General features: G+C 69.5%; 17 protein-coding genes. 9 read left to right on the forward strand and 8 right to left on the reverse strand.

The features are described from left to right. Positions 1-182: 182 nt before the first annotated feature. Entirely contained in the window at positions 183-1,103 is a 921-nt protein-coding gene (locus ACJ8AN_RS21245; RefSeq protein WP_407757237.1) for a DUF2381 family protein, read from the forward strand. 484 nt (positions 1,104-1,587) lie between these two features. Here ACJ8AN_RS21245 and istB read toward each other — a convergent pair whose 3' ends face one another. Then, positions 1,588-2,415: an IS21-like element helper ATPase IstB gene (istB, locus tag ACJ8AN_RS21250; RefSeq protein ID WP_407757238.1), complete on the reverse strand. Its 828-nt coding sequence runs from the start codon at positions 2,413-2,415 to the stop codon at positions 1,588-1,590. Beyond that, a complete protein-coding gene (gene istA / locus ACJ8AN_RS21255; RefSeq protein ID WP_407757239.1) occupies positions 2,412-3,899 on the reverse strand; it encodes an IS21 family transposase in 1,488 nt (495 codons plus the stop codon). Before istA ends, istB begins: the two co-directional genes overlap by 4 nt. Before the next feature lie 145 nt (positions 3,900-4,044). On the opposite strand from istA, the gene ACJ8AN_RS21260 reads away from it, so the two are divergent. The 4 genes from ACJ8AN_RS21260 to ACJ8AN_RS21275 all read left to right on the forward strand — a co-directional run bounded on the left by ACJ8AN_RS21260 (position 4,045) and on the right by ACJ8AN_RS21275 (position 8,235). Then, a complete protein-coding gene (locus tag ACJ8AN_RS21260) occupies positions 4,045-5,556 on the forward strand; it encodes a hypothetical protein (RefSeq protein ID WP_407757240.1) in 1,512 nt (503 codons plus the stop codon). A gap of 11 nt (positions 5,557-5,567) precedes the next feature. Continuing rightward, complete coding sequence (locus ACJ8AN_RS21265; RefSeq protein ID WP_407757241.1) at positions 5,568-6,194, forward strand: hypothetical protein; 627 nt, start codon at positions 5,568-5,570, stop codon at positions 6,192-6,194. Between the two features lie 439 nt (positions 6,195-6,633). After that, on the forward strand, positions 6,634-7,779 hold the full coding sequence (locus ACJ8AN_RS21270; protein ID WP_407757242.1) for a serine/threonine-protein kinase: 1,146 nt from the start codon (positions 6,634-6,636) through the stop codon (positions 7,777-7,779). Between the two features lie 9 nt (positions 7,780-7,788). After that, on the forward strand, positions 7,789-8,235 hold the full coding sequence (locus ACJ8AN_RS21275) for a helix-turn-helix domain-containing protein (RefSeq protein ID WP_407757243.1): 447 nt from the start codon (positions 7,789-7,791) through the stop codon (positions 8,233-8,235). Here ACJ8AN_RS21275 and ACJ8AN_RS21280 read toward each other — a convergent pair. Both ACJ8AN_RS21280 and ACJ8AN_RS21285 read right to left on the reverse strand, forming a co-directional pair. Then, positions 8,225-8,596: a helix-turn-helix domain-containing protein gene (locus tag ACJ8AN_RS21280; RefSeq protein WP_407757244.1), complete on the reverse strand. Its 372-nt coding sequence runs from the start codon at positions 8,594-8,596 to the stop codon at positions 8,225-8,227. The two genes, ACJ8AN_RS21275 and ACJ8AN_RS21280, sit on opposite strands and share 11 nt — an antisense overlap. Before the next feature lie 109 nt (positions 8,597-8,705). Further along, positions 8,706-9,398 (reverse strand): hypothetical protein, encoded by a 693-nt coding sequence (locus ACJ8AN_RS21285; RefSeq protein WP_407757245.1) that lies wholly within the window; start codon positions 9,396-9,398, stop codon positions 8,706-8,708. A 1,065-nt stretch (positions 9,399-10,463) separates the two neighbouring features. Here ACJ8AN_RS21285 and ACJ8AN_RS21290 point away from each other — a divergent pair. Next, positions 10,464-11,264 carry a methyltransferase domain-containing protein gene (locus ACJ8AN_RS21290; protein ID WP_407757246.1) on the forward strand — a complete coding sequence of 267 codons (801 nt, stop codon included), beginning with the start codon at positions 10,464-10,466 and terminating at the stop codon, positions 11,262-11,264. On the opposite strand, the gene ACJ8AN_RS21295 is transcribed toward ACJ8AN_RS21290, so the two are convergent. Beyond that, a complete protein-coding gene (locus ACJ8AN_RS21295) occupies positions 11,257-11,634 on the reverse strand; it encodes a metallothionein (protein WP_407757247.1) in 378 nt (125 codons plus the stop codon). The genes ACJ8AN_RS21290 and ACJ8AN_RS21295 overlap by 8 nt on opposite strands. A gap of 188 nt (positions 11,635-11,822) precedes the next feature. Here ACJ8AN_RS21295 and ACJ8AN_RS21300 point away from each other — a divergent pair, with 188 nt between their 5' ends. Together ACJ8AN_RS21300 and ACJ8AN_RS21305 are read left to right on the forward strand one after the other, a co-directional pair. Next, entirely contained in the window at positions 11,823-13,424 is a 1,602-nt protein-coding gene (locus tag ACJ8AN_RS21300; RefSeq protein ID WP_407757248.1) for a hypothetical protein, read from the forward strand. Between the two features lie 98 nt (positions 13,425-13,522). Next, positions 13,523-14,770, forward strand: coding sequence for a hypothetical protein (locus ACJ8AN_RS21305; protein ID WP_407757249.1), 1,248 nt, complete (start codon positions 13,523-13,525; stop codon positions 14,768-14,770). An 18-nt stretch (positions 14,771-14,788) separates the two neighbouring features. Here ACJ8AN_RS21305 and ACJ8AN_RS21310 read toward each other — a convergent pair whose 3' ends face one another. From ACJ8AN_RS21310 to ACJ8AN_RS21320, 3 genes are all read right to left on the reverse strand, one after another. After that, positions 14,789-15,592: a hypothetical protein gene (locus tag ACJ8AN_RS21310; protein ID WP_407757250.1), complete on the reverse strand. Its 804-nt coding sequence runs from the start codon at positions 15,590-15,592 to the stop codon at positions 14,789-14,791. A gap of 157 nt (positions 15,593-15,749) precedes the next feature. Continuing rightward, positions 15,750-18,044 carry a protein kinase domain-containing protein gene (locus ACJ8AN_RS21315; protein ID WP_407757251.1) on the reverse strand — a complete coding sequence of 765 codons (2,295 nt, stop codon included), beginning with the start codon at positions 18,042-18,044 and terminating at the stop codon, positions 15,750-15,752. A gap of 170 nt (positions 18,045-18,214) precedes the next feature. Then, positions 18,215-19,336: a hypothetical protein gene (locus tag ACJ8AN_RS21320; RefSeq protein WP_407757252.1), complete on the reverse strand. Its 1,122-nt coding sequence runs from the start codon at positions 19,334-19,336 to the stop codon at positions 18,215-18,217. Between the two features lie 143 nt (positions 19,337-19,479). Here ACJ8AN_RS21320 and ACJ8AN_RS21325 point away from each other — a divergent pair, with 143 nt between their 5' ends. After that, a complete protein-coding gene (locus ACJ8AN_RS21325) occupies positions 19,480-20,301 on the forward strand; it encodes a glycerophosphodiester phosphodiesterase (protein WP_407757253.1) in 822 nt (273 codons plus the stop codon). Positions 20,302-20,313: the final 12 nt, after the last annotated feature.

Below are 20,313 nucleotides of genomic sequence, written 5' to 3' on the forward strand. Positions count from 1 at the left end.
CCCTCGGACTCCGCTGTCGTCTGGTCCACCGAGCGCGTGAGAGCGGTACGCCGCTTCGAGTAGGGCCGTCCCGAGTATCCGGTAGCCCGCTACCGGGCAGCACGGGCACGGGCACGGGGTGGTGTGGTAGAGGCCAACGTCTCGGGTCTCCACCGACCGTCACCCCTTGGAGGTTGACTTCCGTGCTCCTCGCGTCACCGGCCAGCCTCCTCGCGCTGGCGCTCCTCGCCGCACCGCCCGGCGCCGTTGAAGCCCCCCTCCTCGCCGGGTGTGAGGCGGCAAGCCCCCACTTCGAGCTGGAAGCCGTACCCGATGAGCGAGCGCGGGTGGTGTGCGTCAGCCTGCACCTGCCCACCACGTTCCAGTTCAATTTCCCGCTCGTGCCAGAGTCGGTGGACCTCCAGGGGCGCGAGCGCTTCGAGGACGTTTCCGTGGGCGCACGGAGCTTCACGGTGGTGCCGCCCGACGACGTGGTGCCCGGCGAGGTGTTCCGGGTGGTGGTGCGCTTCGCCGACGGCGCGACCCCCGAGAGCGCGGTGTTCCTGCTGGTGGCCCACCCGGCCCTCTCGCCCCGGCGGGTGGAGGTGTTCCGCCGTGCGCGCCCGGTGGCCTCCTTCCAGCAGGAGGCCGCGGCGGCCACGGCCGAAACCCAGCGCTGCCAGGCGGAGGTAGGGCAGCTGCGCGCCGAGCGTACCGTGCCGGACGGGTTGCGCGGCATGATCGCCTCGGGGCTGGTGGGCGAGGAGGGTATTGCCGTCAAAGCACTCTCGACGAGCGTCACCCGGCAGAAGGGAAACGCGCTCGCCCTTCACGGCATCCGCAGTTCCCGCGCCGAGGGACGGGTGGCGGTGGAGGTGAAGCTGACGAATCCCGGCACGCGCCCCTGGACGGCGGTGGGCGCGGTGCTGCGGGACGCCCGGGGCGAGGTACTGAAGCTGCTGCCGCTCTGGCAGCCGGAGCCCATCCTCCCAGGCCCGGTGCCGGGCCGCGTGGTGGTGGAGGCGCAGGCCGAACCCACGGAGGCCCAGGGCCCGTACACCCTCACTCTCTGGGGCGAGGACGCGACGCGCGCCGTCACCCTCGGTGACGTGACGTTCCCATAGCCCGCTCGCGCAGGCCCCATGAGACCTGCTACGTCCTGCACGAACCTCCCAACCCTCCAGCTTGACCCGCACCTCTATACTCCCGTTGAATCCAGCAAAACCGGAGTGTGGCCTGTGCGGTCCGCTGGAGGTGTGCCGTGGTCCCTCGTCTTCCCCGCCCACGCCTCCCCGGCGCGCAGTGGCGCCCCGCGCTGGGCGCCTGGTTGCTCCTCTTCTTCTTCATTCAGTCCGCCTGTGCCACGAGGGCTCCCTGGGGCGGCCTCACGCCGGGCTACCGCTACTCGTCTGCCCAGCGTCAATTACTTTTTCCCCTTGGCGACAATTACACTTCCCCATCGGGTTGATGTCCTGACTGCGTTCACTTCGTCGTCGCCGTAGTCGTCGTCACGTTCACCGGGGTCTCTGGCTCAGTCACCTCCTGTGCTGTGGACAGGGCTGTAGATGAGGGGGGCCTGGGGGAGACTCAAAACCTGTGGACAGGCTGTTACTCGTCCCCAGCCGCCTTGCGTGGGGCCTTGTCGGTGCTCTCCCGGCTCTTCGCCTTCTCGCTGCGGTAGCTGTCGCCGGTGAGCTCCAGAATCAGCGCGTGGTGCACCACCCGGTCAATTGCCGCCGCTGTCGTCATCGCGTCCTTGAAAATCCTGTCCCACTGCGAAAACACCAGGTTGCTCGTAATCAGGACGCTCCTGCGCTCATAGCGCTGGGCCAGGAAGGTAAACAGCACCTCCATCTCCTCCCTGTCCTGCTGGATGTAGCCGATGTCGTCGATGATGACCGCGTCGTACCCGTCCAGCCGTCGCAGCTCCTTCTCCAGCAGGAGGTTCTTCTTGGCCAGGAGCAGTCGCTGCACCAGCAGCACCGCCGGGACGAAGAGCACCTCGTAACCGCGCTGCACCAGCTCGTGGCCTATGGCGCTCACCACGTGCGTCTTGCCGCGCCCCGGCAGTCCGAAGGCCAGCACGTTCTCCGCGCGCTCCACGAAGCCGCCCTCGCACAGGGCCGGTAGCTGGCGGCGCACCTTGGCTGGCAGCTTCTCCTGCTCGAGTGTGGCGAGCGTCTTGTCCGTGGACAGCCCCGAGGCCTTGAGCAGCCGCTCTATCCGCCGGCCCCGGCGCTCGCTCAGCTCCAGCTCCACCAGCTGACGCAGGTAGTGCGGGCACGTCCAGCCCTCCTGCCCGGCGCGCCTGGCCAGCTCCTCGTGGTGGGCTGCGAATGCCGGCAGCTTCAGCGCTCGCAGCAGCATGGCCAGCGTCTGCTGCTGCTCGCCCTCGGCCGTTGCCGCTGCTCGCAGGGAAGTGGAGGTGGTGCTCATGAGGCCACCTCCCGCTGCTCCACCAGCAGTGCGTCGTAGCTGCTCAGGTCCACCTCGGGCTGTGCCAGCTCGGGCACCTCGGGCCGGGCCGGCGCCACCAGCGTCTTCACCTGCTCGGCACCGCGCAGCCCACCTTCGGCCAGCAGCCGCGCCAGCACCTGTTCCACCTGCGCCTCCAGCGTGGAGGCCGAAAGGTGAAGAATCCGCAGGTACTCCACGTCCGCGGCTCTCCCCTCGTGCACCCGCTGCAGCTCGTCGTACGCCTGGCGCAATACCAGCGAGGGGAAGAGGTCCTCGCGGTAGCGGTACTGCGCGAAGGCCCCAGGCTTCTGCACCAGCGACCAGATGATGTGCCGGTAGTTGATTCGGTGCCCGTTGCGACCCACGAGCCTGTCCACCTCCAGCTGCGGCTTTCCCGCGTGCAGCACCTCCAGCCTGTCGTCGTACACGCGCACTCGCACGCGCTGGCCCACCAGCCGCGAGGGCACCGAGTACGTGTTGTGCTGCACCCGGATGGTGCTCCACGCCGTGACGACTACCTCCTGCTCGCTGTACTCCACCAGCCGCTGCACCGACAGCGGCCTCATCACCGCCAGCTCCTCCTCCACCTTCGCTGCACGCAACCGGTTGGCCTTCTCCAGCACGCCCTGCACCCAGCTCTCGTACGCCGCGGCGCTCTCGAAATCCCGGCTGCCGCGCATCAGCAGGTGCTGCAACAGCCGACGTTTGAGCGCGCCGTTGAGCGCCTCCACGTCCCCGTTCTGCTCCTTCTTCCCCACTTCAATGGTGCGCGGCTCCATGCCCAGGTGCTTCATGAGCGCGAGGTACTCCGCGTTGAAGCCTCGCTTGCCGTTGCGCAGGTCATGCGTGGCGCTGGTGGAGTTGTCCGTCTGGTGGTAGCGCGGCACCTTCCCCAGCCGGAAGACGGCCGCCTGCACCCCGCGCTTGATGGCCGCCATGGACTCCGAGTGGCACACCGTCGCCCATTCCCAGTTGGAGTAGGGCAGCACCGGGTGGCACAGCAGGTGCGCGAAGGCCTGCCCTCCCACCGTCACCCCCAACTCACTGGCCCAGGTGAAGTCCGTCTGCATCGCTTCCCCGGGCCGATGCTCCTGGGCGAAGAACACCCGCTTCTCCGGCCCCTGCTGCGCTCTCCACTGGCGTACTCGCCTCTGCAACGTGCGCAGCTGCCCCGGCTTGTATCGTCCCGGCTCCCGAGCGCACAGCTCCTCGAAGAGCGTCTTGGCCTCCAGCTCCGGCGCCTCCTTCAGCCGCTCGGCCAGGCTGGCCCACTGCTCCTCGAAGGGGTCGTCCCTCGTCCTCCAGGTGCGCTCCTGCTCGAGCTCCGAGGGGAACTTCCCCTCCTTCACGTACTTGCGTGCCGTCTTGCGGTCCATCCCCGCCCGGGCCGACGCCAGCCCGATGCGACCGTGCTTCGCCATCTCTTCCATCAGCTTCCTCACCTGGGCATCCGTCGTCCTCACCCGCCCATCCGAACCTCGGAAGTCACCGGGTTTCTACCGACGGCTGCCGTCACTCAGGATGGGGAGGTGTAGTTGTCGTTGCTGGGGAGGTGTAGTTGTCGCTGAGCACTCGTCCCTCACGCCTCCGCCTGCCCCCAAGGCGCGTGTGCCCCCATCCGCGGAGCCCGGCCTCGAGAAGGCCGCCGTATACGTCGCAGCCTTCCTGGAGCCCGGCACTGTCGCCACCCGGCCCGTGCCCATTCCCAAGGCGGACTTCCAGCGGACCTTCCAACGGCTCAGCCAGGACGTGCGGCTGGGGCAGCGCACGCCACGCGAGGCCGCCCTGGAGTTACTGCGCATGTCCAAACAGCAGGAGCAGGAGGTGGAGACGGTGGCGAGCATGGGAGAGTGGAACCTGGAGACGTACCGGGGCCAGGGCTACTCGCTGGTGCCGGAGAAGCAAGAGGGGCCGGTGTCCCTCACCCCCGCAGCCCATGAGGCCCTGAAGCAGCAGTACCTCCAATGGTGCGCCCCCCAGGGCGGCGGCGACTGCTTGCGTCTGCTGGACGATGGGCCCTACCTGAAGGCCGATGACCGCTACACCTTCGCCCTCGCCCTGGCCTTCGGCCGGGTGCTCGACGAGACGCAGCAGGCACTCAAGGCCGAGCTGTTCAGCGTGCAGGCCCTCGTGTCCATGGTCGTCTGGACGGTCGCCCTCTACTGCATGATGTGGGTAGTCCCCGAGCCGACGACCAAGCTCCTGGCCGCCAGCCTGACCGTCATTCTCATGGGCTACCTGGGCCTGAGCACGGTGTACGGCCTCATGGACGGCTGGGCCCGTCTGGTGATGGCGGCCGGTGAGGCCTCCACCTTCGACGAGCTGCGCGCGGCCGGGGAGGACTTCGGCAAGGTGCTGGGCGAGGACGCGGCGCGCGCGATGATTCTCGCTGTCTCCACATTGGCCGGGCACACGCTGGGGCAGGTGCTGCCCCGGCTCAAGTCCCTGCCGGGCTTCACCCTCGCGGCGGAGCAATTCGACGCGCAGGGCGGCGCCGCCGTCATGGCGCACGCGGAGGCTGTGGAGGCGACGCTCGAGACGGAAGGCGCCCTGGCCAGGGCCGTGGCGGCGACGGAGGAGGTGGCCACCTCCCCGCAGGGCCCCTTGGCCATCGTCATGCTCAAGAAGGGGCATGGGCCTGGGCGGGAGACGGCCCGAGGAGGCCGCTCCGCGGAAACCGTCATCCGCCACCGGGGCGGCAACCGGCAGGTTCAGCTCAGTGATGGGCAACGATGGCATCTTCCCCCCGGCAAGTCCGTGGCCGACATTCCCGCCGAGGACAAGGTGGGCGACATGCGCCAGGAGGCGGTCAACAACGCCGCCAAGAAATGGGGGCCTCACCGCCTCAGCCAACAGGAGAAAGCCGCCATCAGAGATGCAGAAAAGCAGGGCAAATACTGGCTAGCACGCCTGTTGGAGCGCGAGGCCCGGGGGCGCTTCGTCCAGGAGGAGGTCAAAGCCGTGTTACCAGGACGCCTTCGGTTCAACCATCATGGCGTCGACGTGGTTGATCTCTCGCCTGGAGGGCTCAAGTACGAGATTCTCTCCGGCACGGAGTCGAACCTAGCACGTCATGGCCGACGCCTAGCGGGCGAGTTCTTCCGGATGCTCACCTTCTAAAAGGGGCAGCCATGGCGTGGCTGGAGAACGTCCTCATCGAGAACAAGGAGATTGAAAACGAGCGTCTGGAGCTGACGGACAAGAACTCGCTCTACTTTCTGGGTCCTGACCTGTCGCTGCGCAACTGCACCATCACCTTGAAGGTCTCCGCCAGGAACCTGATCATTCTGGGAGCACGGTTCATCGACTGTGCCTTCGAGGTGAAACAGGAATTGAAGAACCACCAGCAATGGGTGTTCGCCTCCCTCAAGGGGTGCCGGTTCAAGGGGCGCCTGACGGGCTGCGATTTCGGACACTGGCCCGACTACTCAGAGCGGGCGAAGCATGGGTCCATCAAGGATTGCGACTTCACCGAGGCCTGCATGGACGGATGCCGCATCATGGGGTGCGACCCCTCCACCATCCGCTTTCCCAAGTGGCCCTGCTTCACCATCCTGGACCCCATCGGGCGAGCACGTGAGCTCAACAGTGTCCAGTGGCCCGGGCGCTTTGGCTCTGTTGTGATCGAGGACCTGTACGACCAACCGCCTCCTACCAAGGCCCTGACGTTCTTCGCCCCCGCCGAGGCGAAGCGATACGATGCCACGCCTGAAGAGTTCCGAGCCGTTGTCGAGAAGTTCAACCGCATCGTCTACTAACGGGACGGTGCGAAGAGAGGCGGCGGCTCGTCCAGCACCGCCAACGCTCCACTGGGTTGCCCACTCCTCCACCCACCTCCAGGGTGCGTTCCATTTGCCCGGAATCGGTGTTCCACATGGCCCCGTGCACGCCCCTGCGTCGGTGAAGGGCCATCCAGCACAATAGGCGTGTCCTACCCTCGACGGTAGCGCCTCCCCTCCTACCTCTCCAGTTTGGCGGGCCTTTTCTTGTGCGGGCCGCCATGCTACTTGATTGAACACCCGACCATGAAAAGACAACCTGTATGAACAGAAAGACACTCATGAGCCGGACTCGGGGTGAACATCTTCCTACCTGGCGTCTCATCCTCTGCTCCGGCCGGACGGCGCTCCCGAGGATGCGCCCACGCGTCCGGTGATGCCGCTCCCAGCTCCCGCTCAAACCTCCGAGGAATCTTCCATGGATACACCGCGCACTTCCGAGGCCCCCATCCGACCCCAAGGCCCGCGCAACCTCCTCTTCCAAGGAGCCGACTATCGCTACGAGTACGTGCGCCCGCTCATCGACAACATGGTGCTCGCCAGGCGCACTGCGCTCCGGGGAGGCGAGCCCCCGAGCGACGTCCTCCTCCGGCGCGTGGTCCTGCCGCCCAAGCTGGAGCGCCGCCAGCGGGCCCTGGAGGAAGTGCAACTCGCCGCGCACCTCCACCACCCCCATATCGCCCAGGTGTATGGACTGGAGCAGTACGACGGGCGGCCCTACGTGGTGACGGAGTTCCTGCCGGGATGCTTCCTGGACACCGCCATCGGCACCGCGCTCGAGCGCCGCCACAAGCTGTCTCCCTCTCTGGCCTGTTACATCGCCGTGGCCCTGGCCGACGCGCTCCACTACGCCTGGCATTGCACGGACAAGAAGGGCCAGCCGCTGCATGTCGTGCACCGGGCGGTGAGCCCCATGACCATCCGGTTGGGCCTCGAAGGCCAGGTGAAGCTGACCGACTTCGGTGTGGCGTGGTCGGAACTGACGGGACGGACCCCTACCGCCCCGCATGTGCTGCGGGCGGACGTGGCCTACGGCGCCCCGGAGTTGATGCGCCTCCAACCGCCAGATGGCCGAGCGGATCTCTACTCACTGGGAATGGTGCTGCTGGAGATGTTGGCCGGCCACTACCCCTTGGATCCCCCGGACGTGGCCCAGCTTCCCCCAGAGGACCCAGCGGTGGCCCGGTACAACGCCCGTGTCCGTCCGGAGCGCCTGGCCTGGACGAGCGCTGGTGAGTTGGCGAACCGCATCCAACGCTTCGGCCCGGAAGACGTGGAGCGGGCGGCCCCTCACGTCCCCGGTCAGCTCAAGCGCATCGTCCACAAGATGCTGCGCTCCGATCCAGCGGACCGCTACCAGACGGGCGCCGAGCTGCGCGCGGACCTGCTGTCGTACCTGCAACAGGCCAAGCCCTTCGGGGCACCGGAGGCAGCGGCGGAACTGGCCGCGCTCGTTTTCAAGAAGAAATCCCCCGACGAGACGCACGTCTTCCCGGCCGAGAAGGGAGTCGTTCCCACCCCGGAGGAGGACGCGATGGCCTGGAAGAACAAACCCCAGCACTAGCCAGTCCCCATGGACACCCCCAAAACGACGAGCCAGAAGAAGAAGCTATCCGTTCACCTGGGAGAGACCTTCCGCGCCGCCCGGCAACAGGCGGGGCTGACCCAGGCAGAAGTGGCGGAGCGGGTGGGGCTGGCCACCGAAGTCTACGGACGGATAGAGCGGGGAAACACGCGCCCCAGTGTCCGCAGCCTGCGCCGCCTCTGCATGGTGCTCCAGGTGGATGCCAATGCCGCCCTGGCGATTGACGGCCACGAATCCGCGCAGTGGTCGCAGCCCTCGACGCCGGTCCAGAAGGACTCACCGAAGCTGAGCCGCCTGATTCGCACCTTGCGTGCGTTGGACGAACCGCATCTCGCGGCCGTCCACGCCATGGTGCTCGCACTTGCCAAGCTCCCTGGACAGCAGAAGCCACCCACTCCAGAGGAGGAACCTGCCGTCGAGCAACTCAAGGCTTGAGCGTGGAGTCAGCAACCTCGAGCAACTTGCGCACCAGCCCCAACTGCTCCGGGGGCCAGTCACGCAAGATGTGGATGATGCGGCTCAGTTCAGGGTGCTCGCCCGGCGTGGGTGGAGGCGGCTCCACGGGAGTCGCCGATGACAGCCCCTGCAGGGACAGGAGAACATCCGCGGAGAGGCCCAGGGTCAGACAGATGCGCCGCAATGAAGGCACGCTGGGCATCATCCCCCCTCGCTCGACTCGGCCGTAAACACCCGGCTCCAGGTCGACCTTGGCCGCCACCTCCGCCTGCGTGAGTCCCAACCGGAGCCGGGCAGCCCGGGCCGCATCCCCCAAGTGACGTTGCAGCTTCTCGTTCATGGGGGGCGTCTACCGCAAAGCGGGGGGAGTCGCGACCACACCGCCGAGAACGGGGAGGGAGACATGCCACGGTCATTGCCAGGCCCCCTCCCCGTCTGGCCGACTCACATCACGCGGCGGCGTGCTTCGCCGAAGCCCCCGAGGAGGGCTCGGCCTCCAGCCCCTCCTGCATCGCCTGCATGAACAGCTTCAGCTTGCCCATCGGCACATCCTGGACGCTGATGAGCGTCTGGCCCTCGCTGTTGCGCGAGGTCAGGCGAACGGGCGCGACCCCAGAGAAAGCCCGTGTGATGCTGTGCGTGATGAAGAGGAGACGCGCTTGGTCCGTCACCGGGACCTGCACCTTGGGCGGAGCCTTCTTGGACCTGGTGGCCCGCTCCACGTCATCCACGCTGCACTCCGCGAAGGGCTGCTTCGCCACCGTCTCATCGTCCTGCGGCACGTCGATGACCACGGGGCCCGGATCCTCACCCGCCGCCAGTACGATGCCGGTCTCCTGCGCGTAGACGAGCAGGGCCCGCAGCTTGTGGGGGCCGTACTGGGTGCAGGTCGCCTCCGGGAAGGCCTTGGCCACGCGGCCGTACAGACTCAAGGTCGCCTGCGAGATCGCCTTGATGTTCTGGTTGAAGTACGTCCGCGCGTCCTTGTAGCCGGCGTTGATCGCCAACCGGTTGTCCACGACGTAGTTGTAGAGGACGCCGATCTGGTGAGCGCCGGTATTGCCCTGCTGGACCAGGCCATTGATGGTGTCCTTGATCTGGTCGAGCGACATATCGGTACCGACTGCGGGATGGGTCGTCATGTGGGTTCCCCCTCTGCGCTGGCTGCCTGATTGCGGCCAAGCTGGACATGCCCATGAGCACGTCGTGGGCCAACGGAAGAAGCCTTTCAAGTCCGCCGGTTATGCAGAGAACCGACGGTCCCACCGGTCTACGAACGCGACGAACCGTCCAGAACAGAGGACGGTGTTTGCTCCGATGGCTGCAGACCCTGATAATGACGCGGCATATGTCGGAAGCTCGCGATGAGTTCCCACCCAAGGTGAGACGAGCGCTTCAAGAGCGAGCGGGGAATCGCTGCTCCAACCCTGGCTGCCGTTGTTCGACCTCAGGACCCAATCTCGATCCGGAGCGGGTGACCAGCATCGGAGTTGCGGCACACATCACCGCCGCAGCTCGCGGAGGCCCACGGTACGAGCCTACGCTAACCCCCGAGCAACGCAGTTCCATCAGCAATGGCATCTGGCTATGCCAGAACTGTAGCCGCCTCGTGGACGTGGACCCAGGCAGGTACCCCGTCGCCCTGCTGCGCGAATGGAGGATGCGCGCCGAGGATTTCGCGCTTGAAGAACTCGCAGCCCCGCAGCCGCATGAGCAGATGCGACGCCCAACGGAGACGATTGGCCGCTACTGGGAATGTCCTCTCTGCGGGAACACCGTGGAGCATGGGCTCCGCGTCTGCCTGGGCTGCCAGTCAGAGGTGGTGTACGGGGTAACGCAACGCGAGCTTCATGAGTATGCAAGGGGCGGGTTCATGGTCGGAGGCATGCTGAGCATCGTGGCCTACGGGTCACTCCCCGAATGGTTGAACAGTCGCTTCGGTTGGCACATCCGCCCGTTCTTCGGGTTCCACCCGCTGGCGCTCATGATTGGGGCTGCGCTCTGCATTGCAAGCGCTGCGCTCTTCATCAAACTGCCGGACGCGTGGCACCGCAGGAGACCGCCCCGCTTTATTCGGCCTTCTGTCACCAGCTGACGCAGCCTCATTCCAGCTGCCTGGATGCGGAATGTAGGACAAGGTATACGCCACTTCTCGACGTCGAGAAGTGAGGCCAACAAATCTTCAACGGCGCTAGGTTCTGCCGGGTATGCGACGCGCCATCCTTCAGCTGCTGCGCTGCCCCCGGTGCCGGCGCGGCCGGCTGATGCCGGAGCACGACACCGAGGTGCTCGTCTTCGGACCCCTGCACTGCCCCGAGTGCCACGCGAGCTTCCCGGTGACGGAGGGCGTGGCGGACCTGGTGCTGGAGACGGCCCCCTCGCCCCTGGCGCAGCGCGGAATGGAGCAGCGGCTCGTCGCCCGCTCCTACGAGCGCTACGTGCGCCCCGCCCTCCAGCGCGCCCTGGCCGCCCCGCCCCTGGACCGCGACAGCGAGTACCTCCTGTACCGCTCCCTGCTGGGCCAGCCCGAGGCGCCCGTGTTGGACCTGGGCACGGGCACCGGACTCTTCGCCCGGAGACTGGCGCGCGAGCCGGAGCTGCCGCTCGTGGTGGGACTGGACGTGTCACAGGCGATGCTCGAGGAGTCCGTGGCCCAGGCGCGCGAGGACGGCGTGCGGGTGGACTTCCTGCGCGCCGAGGCGCCCTACCTGCCCTTCCAGGATGGCTCGCTGGGGGCGGTGCTGCTGGCGCACTCGCTGCACTTCATCGAGGACATGGGCCGGCTGCTGCTGGAGGTGGGCCGCGTGTTGCGCCCCGGGGGCCGCTTCGTGGCCAGCACGTGGACGCCACCGGGCCGGGCCACCGCCTTCATTCAGCGCCGCGCCGGCCTCCACCCGCGCGAGGAGGAGGAGCTGCGCGATGCCCTGTCCGCCGTGGGACTGGTGGGCTTCGCCCGGTTGAAGCTGCCTCCACTGCTCGTGGTGAAGGCGGAGAAGCCCGTCAGATGAAGACGCCCGCCGAGGCGTCCAGGCGTACCTCGCGAGGCTCCTGGGCACGGCCCTCGGCCTCGAGCGGCGGCACCACGTCCTGGTGACGCTTCTTGCACTTGGGGCACTCGCACGAGCCCTTCTTGCAGGTGCAGTCCGCCGCGCTGCCGCACCGGCACTTCGCCGCGTGCATTTCACCCGGGCCGTCCTTCTTCGCCTCGGCCGGGGCCGGCTCGGTGCGCGTTGCCGCCTCCTGCTTGCCCGGCTCCACCGGCGCGGGCACGGCGTCCGCCTTCTGGGCGTGGTGGCCCTCGCACGCTCCCGCCTGGCCCGCCGTGAGCAGCACTCCGCCCACCACCGCCGCCGCCAGCGTCATCCCGATGCGCTTCATCTCCACGTACCTCCCGGGTGACAGGGACAAGCCCCGAATCAGCCCTCCAGCTATATCCCAGCGACTCCCACCTGTCCAAACCGCGCGAGCGGCCCCGTGCACCCCGCGCCGGGCACGCACAGCGGCCGAGCGGGCTGCTCACGAGGCTCGCGACGGCAGGGGGCGCCACGTACAGTCCCGCGCCACCTGTGTCCGCGCGAATCGATCGCCTCGTCTACGCCGCCGCCCTCGTGCTGGGCGCCCTGCCGCTGTGGGTGTCCTCGCACCTGCCCATGGTGGACCTGCCCCAGCACCTGCACCTCATCTCCGTGCTGCACCGGCTGGATGACCCGACCACCCTCTACCCCCAGCTCTTCGCCGCACGCCACGAGCTGACGCCCTACCTCGGCTACTACTACGCCGTCAGCCTCCTCAACTGGCTGCTGCCGTTGGAGCCCGCCAACCGCCTCTTCCTCTCCGCCTACGTGGTGGGACTGCCCCTGTCGCTCGCCTTCCTGCTGCGCGGCCTCGGGCGCCCCACGTGGCCCTCGCTGCTCGCCCTGCCCCTGGCCTACGGCGATAGCTTCGGGTGGGGCTTCATCAACTACCTCGCCGCGCTGCCGCTGGCCCTGCTGTGCTGCGGCTTCTTCGTCCGCGCCCTCACCGACTCCGGCCGGCGCCGCACCTGGGCCGCCTGGCTCGGTGGCACCCTCGTCGCCGTCCTGCTCTTCCACGTGCAGGCCTTCGCCTTCCTCGGACTCGCCCTGCCCTGGCTGCTCCTCACCACGCCCGTGCCCGAGGAACCAGGTGTCAAAGGACTCGTCACGGGCGACCCCGCCGCGCGAGGTGTCAGAGGATTCGCGGCGCGCCTGCGGCCCCGCCTCCCCGCGCTCCTGGGCGTGCTGCCCGGCGTGACCCTCTTCCTCGCGTGGGTGGTGCTGCGCCTGGGCCAACCCGCCGAGGTGGAGACCGGTGCCCCCTGGAAGGCCTGGGGACCCATGCTGTCGCCGCAGAACCTCGCCTGGAAGAGCTTCGAGCAGAACCGCGCCGAGCTCCTCGAGGTGCTCGCCAACCTCCTGCGCGATGGCTCGGACCGCTGGCCCCTCCAAGCCGTGGGCGCGGTGGCCGCGTGCGCCGTCGTGCTCGGCGTGGTGCGTGGGGACTCGCGCGGCGAGGGCGTCGTCGCGCGCCTGCGCCTGCCGGGGCTCGTCGTCCTCGCGCTCGGCTTCTACTTCCTGCTCCCCTTCGACATCCGCGGCTACATCTACTACCTGAACACCCGTTACGCGCAGCTCGCCGCCGTGCTCGCCGTGGCCAGCGTGCCCGTGACACGACCCGCGCTGCGCCGCCCCCTGCTGTGGGCCAGCGCCGGCTGCGCCCTCCTGCTCGCGCTCGTGCTGGGCCAGGGCTTCCGCGCCTTCTCCCGCGAGGCCTCCGAGTGGGACACCCTCGTCGAGGCCACCGCGCAGAAGCCCCGCGTCATGGGACTCATCTTCGACGCCGGCTCGCGCGTGGTGCGCCACCCCGTCTTCCTCCACGGCGCCGCGGAGCTCGCCCGCGCGCGCGGCGGCAGCACCAACTTCAGCTTCGCCCTCACCCCCCACTCCCCCCTGCGCTACTGCGGCACGCCCCCGCCCACCTTCCCCTCCGAGTGGCAGCCCGCCGACTTCGACTACGCCACCCAGGGCCCCGCCTACGACCACTTCCTCGTCCGCGGCGTCCACCCCTCGCGCATCTTCGGCGCCCGGCTCCAACAGGAGCTGGCCGTGGCCGCCCAGGCCGGCGACAGCTGGCTCGTGCGCCGCCGCTGAACGCTCGCGCCCGCCAGGTGTCGGCCAGTCGTCGTCCCCTCGCGCGTGCGGCCTCCCCCGCCCTCACCACGCCGCGTGAGGTGCATTACATCCCGGCCATGCCCACCAAGAGCCCCGAGGCCGATTCGCGCTCGCTGCTGGACGCTCTGCGCGCCGGCTCCGCGCTGTCCGACTTCCCCTCCGACGCGGTGCAGCGCGCCCGCTCGCTCGCGGCCGAGCCCGCCTCCGCGCCTCCCGCCGAGGTCGAAGCCCTCCCCGAGCCGCTCGCGCTCGCCCTGCTCGAGGGCTCCGTGCTCTCCGGCCAGGCCGCCCTCGCCGAGTCGCTCGCGGGCTCGGGCCACAAGGGGCTCGCCAAGGCGGCCAGGAAGGCGCTCTACCGGCTGCGCTCGCGCGGCGTACAGGTCGCCGAGCCCTCCCGGCCCGCCACCGCCGAGCCCGCGCGCCCCGTCACCACCGGCCCCGAGCCGCTCCCCGCGCTCCTCACCAGCATCGACGGCACCGGTGAGCGCGTCCTCGAAATCGCCCGTCCCCTGCGCGGCGGCGGGGTGGAGGCCGTCCAGTTCCTCTACTCGGACGAGCACGGCGTGACGCGCATCCAGGTGACGGAGCTCAGCCGCGGGGACTACCGCCGCGTGGTGAAGCACGCCACCAGCCCCGGCCCCGACGCCGCCGTGGAGCTGCCCCATGCCGAGGCGCTCGAGCGGCTCTCGGCCGCCGTGGGGCTCAACCAGCGCGCCCGCACCGCCTTCCCGCAGGGCCTGGACACCGTGCTGCGCCACCTCGGCGTGCAGCCCCGGGACGTGCCCCTGGAGCTGCCCCCGCCCGAGCCGGACGACGAGCGGCTCGCCAACGAGGCCCACAAGCTCCACGACGAGCCGGAGATGCGCGGTTGGCTGCCCCCCGTGGCCGAGCTGGAGAAGCTCGCCTTCAAGGTGCACGAGCTGGAGACGAGCCCGCTGGTCCTCACCCCGGCCCAGCGCAACGAGGAGCTCATCGAGGCCACCCACGCCCAGGCCCACGCCTTCTTCGCCTCCGCGGAGCCGCGCCGGCTCTACGCGGGCCGCCTGTGGGAGATGGCGCTGCACCTCGAGCGGCTGGGCAAGGAGCACCCCGCCCAGGTGGCCCGCGCCGAGGCCCGCAGGCTCATGCATGGCCCCGGCGAGCCTCCCTCGCGCTTCGCCGAGCGCCTCTACGAGAAGGCCCTGCTCCTCACCCTGGCCGAGCGCGTCGCCCCGTCCACCCGGGACCAGGTGGAGGCCCGGGCGGGGGCGCGCGCCGCCCAGGAGGCCCGGACCGAACCGCCGGAGACGGAGCGACGCAGCCCCGGCGGCATCATCCTCCCCTGAGGCCAGGGGAGGCCCTCCTCACGCCGCCGACACCCGCGCGCGCAGCAGCAGATCCAGGTTCTCGAACTCCCAGGCCTGCGCGCGCGAGAAGTCGTGGAAGCGCCGCTCGTGCTCGAGGAACTCGGGCGGGTGGATGCAGCGCCGCCCGTCCTCGCCCCGCCGCGTGCGGTACACGTGGTGGAGCATCTCGTGGAAGACGATCCACTCCACGAAGTAGCGCGGCACCACCGGCTGATCCAACGCCGGGTGGATGCGGATGACGCGCGAGTCCGCCGAGTAGGAGCCCATCTTGATGCTCTTGCGCGGCCGGGTGACGCGCGGCGCCGGCCCGTAGGTGATGGCCGCGTCGATGCGGCCCCGGAAGTAGCGCTCGTTGAGCCGCTCGAAGATGCGGCCCAGGTCGTGGTGCTGCCCCATCGGCTCCAGGCGCATGCGCTTGCGCATCTGCGCCGGGGAGATGCGGCGGATGTAGACCTTGTTGCGCTCGATGAACTTGTCGAGCTTCGCGCTGGCCTCCGCCTCCCCGTTGCGCACGTAGTCGGCCAGCGCCTGGATGATCTCGTCCGACGAGGTGAGGAACATGTGGTGCAGCCGCAGCCGCCACAGCGCCCGGTCCCGTTGGAACGTGAGCATCGTGTGAGTGTTGTCGTGAATCTCCACCGCGACGGGTGCCCGCAGCCGGGTGCGCAGCCGGCGCTCGAGCACACGACGCCAGACCTTCAGCAACCGATTGGGCTCGGGTGCCACGGGCAGCTCGCGGGCAATCCGGCCCGCCGGCGAGCTCCGCTTCTTCGTCAGTTTCTTCTTGTTCGCGCGCGCCATAGACGGGGGCCGATTCTATGGACCCGTCTGACACGTGTAAACGAGATGAGCGGGACAAATCCCCTGGAATTCCAATGACTTATATCCACTCCCGCTTACCCCTGCCCACTTGTCCGCCGGAGGGGGAGCTGACCGCATATGTCCCCCTCCGGAGCCCTCACCGGCGGGTCTTCTGCGGGCAATCCCGGCGACTCATCTTCACCACGAAGCTGTTCCGGGCGTTTTCGGGGATGGACACTTCCTTGAGGTTCCAAGGACCCTTGTTGGAACACCGGACGCTGACACGCAGCGTGGTGGGAGCTGAGACCTGGAGTCCGGAAGACTTCACCTTACTCCCGTCCACCTTCAACGACATGCCGCTCGGGGTGTTGAATTGGACTCGGACCTTGGGGGTGGACGCCGCGGGGGGAGGGTCCACGGGCGTGTCCCCGGAGCCCGCCTGCCCGGCGACCGTTCCAGCCGACGGAGCCCCGGAAGTCCCCGCCGCCTGGGTGTCCGGTGGGGTGACCGTCGAGTCCGAGCCGGTGGGGGCCGTCGCCGTCCCGGTGCTCGGAGCCGTTCCGGTCGCCCCGGGATCGGCCGCCGCGCTCGCCGTTCCCGGCTCGGCCGTGGCGGACCCGGTGCCCGAAGCCGTGCCCGTCCCCGTCGTGGGCGCGGTGGCACCCGTCCCCGTGCCGGTTCCAGTTCCAGTGGCGGACGCGGGAGGTTCGGTGGCGGAGTCCTGCCCGGCCGGAGGCGGTGTCTCGCGGGTGCCGGTGGCCGCGGGAACGGGGCGTGGAGCGCGCTCGGGTGGGGGCGCGAGCAGGAACAGCCACGCGGCCCCCGCGCCGATCATCACCACCAGCGTCACGAGGGCGACCATCACCATGCGCAGGCCGCGCGAGCCACCGGACCGGGCCGGCGGCTTGGGCTCGGAACGTTTCGTCCGGGGCGCGGGGGCCTCGTAGCCGACGGTGGACTCGTCGTCGTCCGCGTCTTCCGCGGAGGCACGCCCTCCGCCGCGCAGCAGATCCTCCGTATCCGAGACCTCGGAGTGGGTGTCGCCCACGGAGTCCTCGTCCCGGAAGCCCGAGGGGGAACGCACGGGCGTGCGATCATTCACCGTGGAGGCCGTGACGGAGATGGACTGCTGCGACTCGTCGTCCTCCTCCACCGGAGGCGGCCGGCGGCGATCCACCGCGGCCACGGGGCCGGAGGTGGCGGGCTTGCGGCCCATGGGCGTGGGGCGCCGGGCCGAAGCGGCGGGAGCGCGTGCCGCCCGGTCCTGCACGGTGGACTCGCCCGAAACGGTGCGAGGCGCGGCCCGTCCCGGAGGGCCCGAGGGCTCGGGAGGACGCCCCATGGGCGCGGTGCGGATGGCGGTGGGCTCGTCCTCGTCGTCCTCGCCCAGGGCGGCGGCGAGCAGGTCGGCCGGCCGGGCCATCTCCGTGGCGGGGTCCGCCTCGTCGGGATCCACCGCCGAGGGCAGGTTCTGCGCGCTGGAGCGGCGCTGCGGGAGGGCCGCCAGGCGCGCGGGCTGCGACGCGGCGGCGTTCTTGGAGATGGGGACGTGGAGCTGCGTGCGCTCCTCCTCCTCGCCCAGCAGCCGCGCGACGTAGGCCTGCACGTCATCGCTGCCGCGCATGGTGCCCGAGGCCAGCAGGGCCTCCAGGTCCGCCTGCACCTGCGCCGCCCGCTGGTAGCGCTGGTTGCGGTCCTTCACCAGGCACTTCATCACGATGCGCGACAGCTCCTGCGGATAGTCGTCGCGGATGAGGTGGGGCGGCGAGGGGTTCTCGAAGCGGATGGCGTAGAGGATGGCCTCCGTCGTCGGCCGCGCGTAGGGCGAGCGCCCGGTGGTGATTTCGTACAGCATCACCCCCAGCGCGAAGATGTCCGAGCGGTGATCCAACCGCTCCTGCATCACTTGCTCGGGCGACAGGTAGAGGAACTTGCCCTTGATGACGCCCGGCTTGCTGCGCTCGGCGAGGGCCTCGGCCTTGGCGATGCCGAAGTCCACCAGCTTCACCGCGCCGCTGTACGTCACCATCACGTTCTGCGGGCTGACGTCCCGGTGGATGAGCCCCAGCGGACGGCCATCCACGCCCTTCGAGTTGTGCGCGTGCTCGAGGCCCGCGGCCACCTGGGCGCAGACGCGCGCGGCCACCGCGTAGGGCACCCCGGACGAGAACTTCGCCTCCTCCGCCATGATGCGCCGGAGGTCCACGCCCTCCAGGTACTCCATCGCGATGAAGATGCTCTCGTTGATCTTCCCCAGCTCGAAGAGCTGCACGATGTTGGGGTGGTGCAGCTGCGCGGCGATGCGGGCCTCGTCCAGGAACATCTGGACGAACTCGGGCTCCTCGGACAGGTACGGGAGGATCCGCTTGATGACCAGCAGGTCCGGCCGGGGAGGCTCCTGTGCGAGGAAGATCTCCGCCATACCGCCCATCGCGAGCCGCTTGATGAGCACGTACTTGCCGAAGGGGGTGGCAATCTGAGGAGAGTTCTCGGGAATGGCGGCCCCCTGAACGTCGGTCGACGTGAAAAAGCTCGAGGTGCTTCCCGAGCCTACCCGGAATCACCACCTGCGTGGTGGGGTCGAAACCCGGGGGTGGGATACCAGACCAGACCCCCTTCCGGCTACCCGCCCGAGCCCCCGTTTCCGGCATCCCACTCGCCCGCGAGGTCCCGGTCGCAATCCCGGGGGTAGAGGATGTGGGTGTACCGGTTGCCGGGGCCGCCGTCGGCCGGCTCCGTCCCGGGCACCTGGCCCCCCCGAGGGTCCGGAGCGCACGCGCCCAGGCCCCCGTCCTGGCAGGGCACGAAGGTGTAGGTGTCCCACACGCCGCGGATGCCCTGGGGGAAGACGACGGTGCCCCCATCGGAGCGCACGAGCGCCTGCCAGTCGCAGCGCGCCGGGCCGCCGTCCGTGGGCGAGCCGCCCGAGGTGTTCTGGCTGCTCACCAGGATGCCGCCGGAGACCTCGAAGCCGTAATACACGCTGTCTTTCGGATCGGCCGACACGCGGTGGAAGGCCTGGGGCGTGGGGTCGGTCAGCACGAGCGGCCCGGGAACGTACACCCGCGTGCCCAGGAGCTCCGGGTTGGGGCGGCCCAGGCCCCCGTCCGCGTTGCCGAAACCGCCAGCGACGACGGGGTTGTCCGCGGGCACCGCCAGCGTGCCGATGCGGCGGATGTCCAACGTCCCGGGTGAGCCCCCGAAGGCGCTCGGGTTGCCGAGGTGCGCCCGGTAGCCGGAGAAGGGCTCGAGCCCGGACCCGGCCTGCATCCACCCCGTGAGGTCCACGCGCTGGCCCACCTCGGGCACGAAATTCTCGGGCACGTCCGTCCAGTCCTTGCGCACCCAGAGGCCCTGGCCGGGACGCGCCGGGTCCGCCACCCAGAAGGACGCGCGCACCTGCGTCCCGCCGTTCTCCACGCGCTGCGCCACGTCCGCGACGGTGTGGATGACCACGCCCTCGAGCAGCACCCGCATCTTGCCGTCGAAGGGACTCGCCCGGGCCTCGGCGATCGTCATCACCACGGGGGCCGGGAGCGTGCCCGCATCCGCCTGCGTCCCGGCATCGGCGTGCGAGCCCGCGTCCCCCACGGAGCCACCATCCGCGCTGCACACGCCCGTGCACCCCGGCGTCCCCCCCGCCTCGGTCCGGCCTCGCGGGTGCTGGAAGCCACACCCCTGAAACAGCCCTCCCGCGGCCGAGATCAGGGCCGCCGCACGGAGCGTCTTGCGCAGAGGAATCACGGTGACGTTCTCCTGTGGATTTTCCGGCGCCGGACTCCTAGAAGGGCCGCGCCTCCGACCTCGTATGTCGGGTCTTATACCGGCGGGCCGAGAACCCCGGCAAGGAAGGGTCCCCGCCCCCGGTGAACCGGAGAACGCGCCCCATGCCGCCCCCCAGGCACCCCTACTTCCGAGGCCTCTCCCCCACCCTGCACATCTCCCACCGGGGAGGCTCGCTGCTCGCGCCGGAGAACACCCTGGCCGCCTTCCGCATGGCCGTCGAGCGCTACCACACCCAGGTGCTGGAGACGGACGTCCACCTCACCCGCGACGGCGAGCTGGTGGTGGCCCACGACGACACCCTGGAGCGGTGCACCAATGGCGTGGGCCACGTCGCGGACTACAGCCTGGCCGAGCTCCAGCGCCTGGACGCCGGCCACACCTTCACGCCGGACGGGGGCGCCACCTTCCCCTTCCGGGGCCAGGGCGTGCACATGCCCTCCCTGCGCGAGCTGCTGCGCGCCTTCCCGGCCCTGCGCTTCAACATCGAGGTGAAGCCGGACGTGCCGGGCATCGAGGAGGCCTTCTTCCAGGTGCTGCGCGAGGAGAATGCCCTGGAGCGCTCGTGCGTGGGCAGCGAGCTGGACTCGGTGGGCGAGCGGCTGGCGCGGGCCATGCCGGACGCCTGCCACTTCTACCCGCGCGACGCGCTGGCCTCCTTCGTACTCACGGTGCGGGCGGGCGAGCAGCCGCCGGAAGACGCGCGCTACACCGTCCTGGACATGCCGCTGACCTTCGGCGGCGTGCGCCTGGTGGACGAGGCCCTCCTGAGCGCCGTGGACACCCACGGCAAGTGGCTCAATGTGTGGACGGTGGATGACCCGTGGGAGATGCGCCAGCTGATCTCCGATGGCGTGGGTGGCATCATGACGGACAGGCCGGATCTGCTCCGCCGAATCTTGGACGAGCACCCGAAGCCGCGTTAGGCCCTTGCTCCG

It is taken from the genome of Archangium sp. (assembly GCF_045802675.1).
Taxonomy (GTDB): Bacteria; Myxococcota; Myxococcia; order Myxococcales; family Myxococcaceae; genus Archangium.

Coding starts and splice junctions, on each gene's coding strand:
- ACJ8AN_RS21285 (WP_407757245.1), bottom strand. CDS start 9,398: ATGACGACCCATCCCGCAGTCGGTACCGATATGTCGCTCGACCAGATC.
- ACJ8AN_RS21310 (WP_407757250.1), bottom strand. CDS start 15,592: ATGGCGCGCGCGAACAAGAAGAAACTGACGAAGAAGCGGAGCTCGCCG.
- ACJ8AN_RS21275 (WP_407757243.1), top strand. CDS start 7,789: ATGGACACCCCCAAAACGACGAGCCAGAAGAAGAAGCTATCCGTTCAC.
- ACJ8AN_RS21270 (WP_407757242.1), top strand. CDS start 6,634: ATGGATACACCGCGCACTTCCGAGGCCCCCATCCGACCCCAAGGCCCG.
- ACJ8AN_RS21325 (WP_407757253.1), top strand. CDS start 19,480: ATGCCGCCCCCCAGGCACCCCTACTTCCGAGGCCTCTCCCCCACCCTG.
- ACJ8AN_RS21280 (WP_407757244.1), bottom strand. CDS start 8,596: ATGAACGAGAAGCTGCAACGTCACTTGGGGGATGCGGCCCGGGCTGCC.
- ACJ8AN_RS21265 (WP_407757241.1), top strand. CDS start 5,568: ATGGCGTGGCTGGAGAACGTCCTCATCGAGAACAAGGAGATTGAAAAC.
- ACJ8AN_RS21295 (WP_407757247.1), bottom strand. CDS start 11,634: ATGAAGCGCATCGGGATGACGCTGGCGGCGGCGGTGGTGGGCGGAGTG.
- ACJ8AN_RS21305 (WP_407757249.1), top strand. CDS start 13,523: ATGCCCACCAAGAGCCCCGAGGCCGATTCGCGCTCGCTGCTGGACGCT.
- istB (WP_407757238.1), bottom strand. CDS start 2,415: ATGAGCACCACCTCCACTTCCCTGCGAGCAGCGGCAACGGCCGAGGGC.
- ACJ8AN_RS21290 (WP_407757246.1), top strand. CDS start 10,464: ATGCGACGCGCCATCCTTCAGCTGCTGCGCTGCCCCCGGTGCCGGCGC.